The sequence below is a fragment of the Actinokineospora diospyrosa genome (assembly GCF_024171925.1).
Classification (GTDB): domain Bacteria; phylum Actinomycetota; class Actinomycetes; order Mycobacteriales; family Pseudonocardiaceae; genus Actinokineospora; species Actinokineospora diospyrosa.
In genome coordinates this window covers 1-6640 of sequence record NZ_JAMTCO010000028.1, presented here as the reverse complement: position 1 = coordinate 6640, position 6640 = coordinate 1, and the positions used below count along the sequence as shown (strand labels likewise).

Sequence of the window (6640 nt, the reverse complement as noted above, 5' to 3'; positions counted from 1 at the left end):
CCGACCCCGCGCGCAACCGGGTGCTGGTCTCCGCCGTGGAGCACCACGCCGTGCTCGACGCCGCGCTGTGGCTGGCCGAGCACGACGGCGCCGAGGTCACCCTGCTGGAGGTCGACGACTTCGGCCGGGTGCACGAGGACACCCTGCGCGCGGCCATCGCCGAGAACCCCGACGACATCGCGCTGGTCAGCGTGATGTGGGCCAACAACGAGGTCGGCACCGTCAACCCGGTGCGCGAACTGGCGAGCACCTGCGCCGCGCACGGCATCCCGTTCCACACCGACGCCGTGCAGGCGGTCGGCGTGCTGCCGGTCGACTTCGGCCGCAGCGGCGCGAGCGCGCTGACCCTGTCCGGGCACAAGGTCGGCGGCCCGTTCGGCGTCGGCGCGCTGCTGCTCAGCCGCGACGTGGCGTGCACGCCGGTCTCGCACGGCGGCGGCCAGGAGCGCGACGTGCGCTCCGGCACCCTCGACGTCCCGGCCATCGTCGCGATGGCCACCGCGGTGCGGGTCGCGACCGAGCAGCGTGCGCAGCGCGCGCAGCGGTTGGCGTCGTTGCGCGACGACCTGGTCGGCCTGGTGCGCGCCGTGGTCCCGGCCGCGGTGCTCAACGGCGACCCGGGGGAGTCCGAAGTGGATGGTGGACCGTCCAGGCTCCCGGGCAACGCGCACTTCAGCTTCCCCGGTTGCGAGGGCGACAGCCTGCTCATGCTGCTCGACGCCAGGGGCATCGAGTGCTCCACCGGCTCGGCCTGCACCGCGGGGGTGGCCCAGCCCTCGCACGTGCTGCTCGCGATGGGCGTCGAGCCCGCGCCCGCGCGCGGTTCGCTGCGCTTCTCCCTCGGCCACACCTCGACCCCGGCCGACGTCGCCGCCCTCGCCGCGGCCATCGGGCCGGTCGTCGAGCGGGCCCGCACCGCCGGGCTCGCCGGTCTGCGCCGGGGCGTGTCCCCGGCGGAGGTGTAGACCGTGCGGGTGCTGGCCGCGATGAGCGGCGGGGTCGACTCCGCGGTGGCCGCCGCCCGCGCGGTCGAGGCCGGGCACGACGTGGTCGGGGTGCACCTGGCGCTCTCGGCCAAGCCGGGCACGCTGCGCACCGGCTCGCGCGGCTGCTGCACCGTCGAGGACGCCCACGACGCCCGCCGGGTCGCCGACCTGCTCGGCATCCCGTTCTACGTCTGGGACTTCGCCGAGCGGTTCACCGAGGACGTGGTCGAGGACTTCGTCGCCGAGTACGCCGCGGGCCGCACGCCCAACCCGTGCCTCAAGTGCAACGAGCGGATCAAGTTCGAGGCGCTGCTGGACAAGGCGATCGCGCTGGGCTTCGACGCGGTCTGCACCGGCCACTACGCCCGGCTGGCCACCGTCGACGGCCGCCCCGAGCTGCGCCGCGCCGCGGACCTGGACAAGGACCAGTCCTACGTGCTAGCCACGCTGACCCCGCGCCAGCTCGCGCACGCGCTGTTCCCGCTCGGCGACTCGGTCAAGTCCGAGGTGCGCGCCGAGGCGACCGAGCGCGGCCTCGCCGTGGCCGAGAAGCCCGACAGCTACGACATCTGCTTCATCCCCGACGGCGACACGCGAGCGTTCCTCACCGCCAAGCTCGGCGCCCGGCCGGGAACCCTGGTCGACGACGAGACCGGCGCGGTGCTCGGCGTGCACGCCGGTGTGCACGGGTTCACCGTCGGCCAGCGGCACGGCTTGGGCATCGACGCCCCCGCGCCGGACGGGCGGCCGCGCTACGTGCTGTCCCTCGAGCCGGTCCAGGGCACCGTCCGGGTCGGCCCGGCCGACCGGCTCGCGGTGCGCGAGATCGTCGGCGCCAGCCCGCTGTGGCCCTCCGGCGACCCGCTGACCGGCACCGTCGACTGTGTCGCGCAGATCCGCGCGCACGGCGGCACCACGACCGCCACGGCGTCCGTTGTGGACGGTGAGCTGGTGGTCCGCCCGCTCGCGGGCGTGCGCGGGGTCGCCCCGGGACAGGCCGTTGTCCTCTACCGCCCCGATCCCGGTGGCGATGTCGTGCTGGCCAGCGCCACCATTTCCCGGACCCGCTAGCCTTTCACATTTCCCACCATTCGAACACGGGTGCGAATTCCGGTCCGGTTGTGCCGCCGGCGCATTCCGGCCGCGCGGTCCACTGTGGATTCTTCGACGATCAAGATCATTTCGGCTGACCGGTCCGGCTGGACCGATCACCTGTTCGAACAATGTGACCACACACAGTGGACGACCGCGCACTGTCCGCTGCGTGCGGAAATGCGTTACCCGATAGGGGCGTTGCGTGCCGGGCGCGCTTGCTGTTCGCTACCTTCGGGTCCGTAACCTCGGACGCCGCGCCGGATTCCGGCAAGGGGCCACTGGGCTGACCGTGTGGACGTTCTTGGTCGCCCCGACCATTCCGCTCACGGATCGTTACCCGATCATCAGCGGAGAGTTGATCCCAAATGCTCGTTACGCAGCGGCTTTGTCAATCGATGTATCTCGTGACCGCGATACTGCTCTACTACCGATGAGCAGGTCGGCGGGGCAACGACACCGACCGTGACCAACAACTTTCGGGGTGGGGTATTCGATGGCGGATGTGAGCGCCAACGGGGAGCAGGGGCACGACACGACCAATCCGGTGCCGACGGACCTGGCGCGGTTCCCGCAGGTGATCGGACTGACCGCGGACATCCTGGTGCGGCACCGGGCACGGGTCCTGAACCCGTCCACAGCGGTGCCCGGCGAGCGCGGCAGGCGCCCGGACTCGACCGCCTACCGGTCCAACACCCTGCTCATGCCGCTGTCGGTGGCCAGGGACGCCAAGGTGATCGCGCGGTTCAACAAGGCACTGACCAAACTGGGCGTCGAGCTGTCCGTCCAACTGCCCCGCACCGAGCGCTGGCGCAAGGCACTGGACTCCTTCGACACCGGCTTCGCCGTCCCGGTCCTGCTGCACGTGCGCGACGACGCGGTCATCGAGGCCGCGCCGGACCCGTGGACGGTCTTGACGACCCTGCGCCGGGTGTGCGGTCCCGAGCTCACCAAGGGCATCGGGCTCGAGCACATCGCGCTGGCCGCCTCGGTCGGCGTGCACGGCGCCTCCTACGGCTCCGGCGCCCCGTTCGGCAACGGCGTGCCTTTCGGCAATGGTGTCCCCTTCGGCAACGGCGTGCCGTTCGGCAACGGGGTTCCCTTCGGCAACGGTGTCCCGTTCGGCAACGGCGTCGGCGGCGGCGCGATCGCGCTGGGCAACGGTGCCCGCAACGCGGTCCGGCTCTTCCTGCCGAAGCCGACCCGGCGCCCACCCGCCGACCTGGTGCCCGGTCGCCGCCCGGTCGTCGCGGTGCTCGACACCGGCATCGGCCAGCACCCGTGGCTGACCACCGACGCCCCCGACCCGGTCGTCGAGGTGTCCGAGGAGTTCCAGGGCCTGCTGGCCGACCTGGAGACCACGCTGACCGACCAGAGCGGCGGCGCGCTGCCCTCGCTCGCCTCGCCCAACGACGAGCGCGACGTGCTGCAGCCGCTGCTGGGCATCACCGACTCGCACTCCGGGCACGGCACCTTCGTCACCGGCCTGATCTTCCAGAACTGCCCGGACACCCGGGTGCTGTCGCTGCGCGTGCTGCACACCGACGGCATCACCACCGACGGCTCGGTGCTGCTGGCGCTGGAGTGGCTGCGCGAGCGGGTGTCTTCGGCGCTGGAGAACAACCGACCGCAGGACCTGGTGGACGTGGTGTCCGTCTCGCTGGGCTTCTACCCGGAGCAGACCGACCAGAACACCGGTCTGCAGTTGGCCGAGGCGGTGCGCAAGCTGACCGACCTCGGCGTCGTCGTGGTCGCCGCCGCGGGCAACGACGCCACCACCCGGCCGTTCATCCCGGCCGCGATGGCGCTCAACGCCGACGGCTCCAACACCGGCAACCCGCTGCTGATCGCGGTCGGCGCGCTCAACCCGTCCGGCAAGTCCGTCGCCGCGTTCAGCAACGAGGGCGCCTGGGTGACCCGCTGGGCACCGGGCAACGCCGTGGTCAGCACCGTCCCGCTGTGGCAGGGCGCCGAGGGCCCGGACCTGAGCACCACCGGCCCCGGCCCGCTGCCGAGGGCCACCCTCGACCCAGACGACCTCACCAGCGGGTTCGCCGTGTGGGCCGGGACTTCCTTCGCCGCCCCGGTGGTGGCGGGCATGATCGCCAAGCGGCTCACCGAGCTGACCGACGCGGTGACCACCGAGGACCGCGTGCAGCGCGCCACCAAGGCCCGCGACCTCGCCGACGCCGATCTCGCCGAGCTCGGCTGGCGCAGCTGAGCCGCCCGGGCTGACCGATCACCGCTGTGTCGAACCCGACGCACGTGCCGCGTCCACCACGGGTGGACGCGGCACGTAGGGTTTAAGCCATGCCCGCTGTCCGGCGTGCAGGCGCGCTCTACCGCCGCGGTCGCAAAGCCGTGTACGCCTACACCTTCGCCCGCGCGCGGGCACTGCTCGGTGAGGCCCTGGCCGTGCTGGACACCGCGCAGGACCCCACCGCGCCCGAGGCCGTCGAACTGCGCGTGCGGGTACTGGTCACCCTCGCCTACGCCGAGACCGAGGGCGCCACCATCACCCAGGGCATCGCCCGGCTCTCCGACGCCGACGCGCTGCTCGAGGGCCTGCCCGAGGGCCCGCTGCGCGCCGAGCTGTCCGGGCTTTCCCTGGAGCAGCGCGGGTTCCTGCACATCCGGGCGGGCGACATCGAGATGGCCCTGAGCCTGCTCTCGGAGGCGGCCGAACTGCTGCGCGCGGGCCTGGCCGACGGCGTCGGCGACCCGTACGTGCTGGCGAGCCTGTACCTCAACCGCAGCCTCGCCCAGATCGCCTGCATCGAGCTGTGCGAGCGCTACGGCCTGCACGACATCGCCATCAAGGCCCGGCACAACCGGGGCTACGTCGCGCACATGACCGGTGACGTGCCGACCGCGCTGCGCTACTTCGCCGAGACCTCCCGCGACTGCGCCGCGCGCGCCCCCGGGATGCTGCCGGTCGTGCAGCTCGACCAGGCCCGCGCGCTGCTGGCCGGTGGCCTGGTCGACGAGGCCGCCCGCCACCTCGACGACGCGCTGCCCCGGTTGCGCCGCCAACGCGTCGGGCAGGACGCCGCCGAGGCCGAGATCGCCCGCGCCGCCGCGGCCCTGCTGCACGGCGACACCGCCCAGGCCCGCAGGCGCGCCCGGCGCTCGGAGCGGATGTTCACCCGGCGCGGCAACGTCCGCTGGGCCGCGGTCGCCGCGCTGGCCGCCCTGCGCGCCGACACCCTCGACGCGCTGGAGGGCGGGAACGGCAACGGGTCCCGCCGCCGGGTCGACGCCGCGCTGCCCACCGCGGCCGTGGCGCTGGCCGACCAGCTGCGCGGGTTGGCCCTGGAGGACGAGGCCGCCCTGGCGCTGATGCTGGCCGTGCGGCTGGAGATCCGCCGGGCCAACCTCGACACCGCGGCGAAGCTGCTCGACCAGGTGCCAGCGCCCCGGGTCACCACCCCGGTCGACCACCGGATGCTGCTGCGGTTGTGCCGGGCGGAGTTGGCCGTCGCCGAGCGCGACGTGCGGGCGGCGCTGGCGCAGGCGCGCGCGGGACTGTCCGAACTCGGGCACACCCGCGACCGGATGGGTGGGCTGGAACTGGTGTGCGGCACCGCTGTGCACGGTCGGCACCTGGGTGAGCTGGCCGTCCGGCTGGTGCTGGAGGGTCCCCGGCCGGACGCGCGGCGGCTGTTCGGCTGGCTGGAGCGCACCCGGGCGCAGGTGTACCGGTACGAGCCGATGCCCGACATCGCCGACCAGCGCATCGCCGAGAAAGCCGCCGAGTTGCGGTTGGCCAAGAGGACCGCGCAGCTCGTCCGCTTGGCCGGTAAGTCCGCCGACAAGCTGGAGAAGCAGACCGCCGCCTTGGAGCGCGAGGTCGAGCGGCAGGGGTGGTACGCCAGCCCTTGGGGTAAGCCGCGGCCGGTTGCGACTCTTGAGCAGGTGGCGCCCGCGTTGGCCGGTCGGGCTCTTGTGTCGTTCGCGACCTCTGGGGACGAGGTGGTCGCTGTCGTCGTCGTTGGGTCTGCCGCGCGGATGGTGCGCTTGGGGTCCGCGGTCGACGCCGCCGAGTTGGCCGCACGGCTGCACGCGGACCTGGATGTGTTGGCACCGGACACGTTGCCGCCGCCGGTCGTCGACGTGGTGAAGGGGTCCGCGGCGCGGAGTGCGGGTGGGCTGGACAAGCAGTTGATCCTGCCGCTGCTGCCGCTCATAGGGGATAGCGAACTGGTGATCATCCCTACCGGCGCCCTCTATGCGGTGCCATGGGGGAGTCTGCCGTCCTTGTGGGGGCGGCCGTTGGTGGTAGCGCCATCGGCGACAGCCTGGCTAAGCGCCGCTACCGGGGCTGCGCCAAAGGGGCGCACAGTGTTGGCGCGTGGTCCTATGTTGACCGGGCTCGTCGCCGAAGAAGGACCGTTGCGCGCGGTCTACCCGGACGCGATCGCCCTCGATAAGGAGCACGCGACCGTCGCGGGGGTCTTGGCGGCTCTAGACGGCGCCGAGCTCGCCCACATCGCCGCGCACGGCGAGCACGAGCCGACGAACGCCCTGTTCTCCCGGTTGGAACTCGCCGACGGCCCGCTGTT

Annotated in this window: 4 protein-coding genes; all 4 read left to right on the top strand. The window is 72.9% G+C overall.

Features of this window, described 5'->3' with window-relative positions; genetic code table 11:
• Positions 1-965, top strand: a 965-nt coding sequence (locus tag LV75_RS34660) for a cysteine desulfurase family protein (protein ID WP_253891777.1), incomplete at its 5' end; no start/stop codon positions are given.
• A 3-nt stretch (positions 966-968) separates the two neighbouring features.
• A complete protein-coding gene (gene mnmA / locus LV75_RS34655) occupies positions 969-2057 on the top strand; it encodes a tRNA 2-thiouridine(34) synthase MnmA (RefSeq protein ID WP_253891776.1) in 1089 nt (362 codons plus the stop codon).
• A 517-nt stretch (positions 2058-2574) separates the two neighbouring features.
• Positions 2575-4299 carry a S8 family peptidase gene (locus LV75_RS34650; RefSeq protein ID WP_253891775.1) on the top strand — a complete coding sequence of 575 codons (1725 nt, stop codon included), beginning with the start codon at positions 2575-2577 and terminating at the stop codon, positions 4297-4299.
• 89 nt (positions 4300-4388) lie between these two features.
• A partial coding sequence (locus LV75_RS34645) for a CHAT domain-containing protein (RefSeq protein ID WP_253891774.1) occupies positions 4389-6640 on the top strand: 2252 nt, incomplete at its 3' end.

Excerpts from the sequence above, each read along its gene's own strand:
- LV75_RS34650 (WP_253891775.1), top strand. The coding sequence starts at position 2,575 with ATGGCGGATGTGAGCGCCAACGGGGAGCAGGGGCACGACACGACCAAT.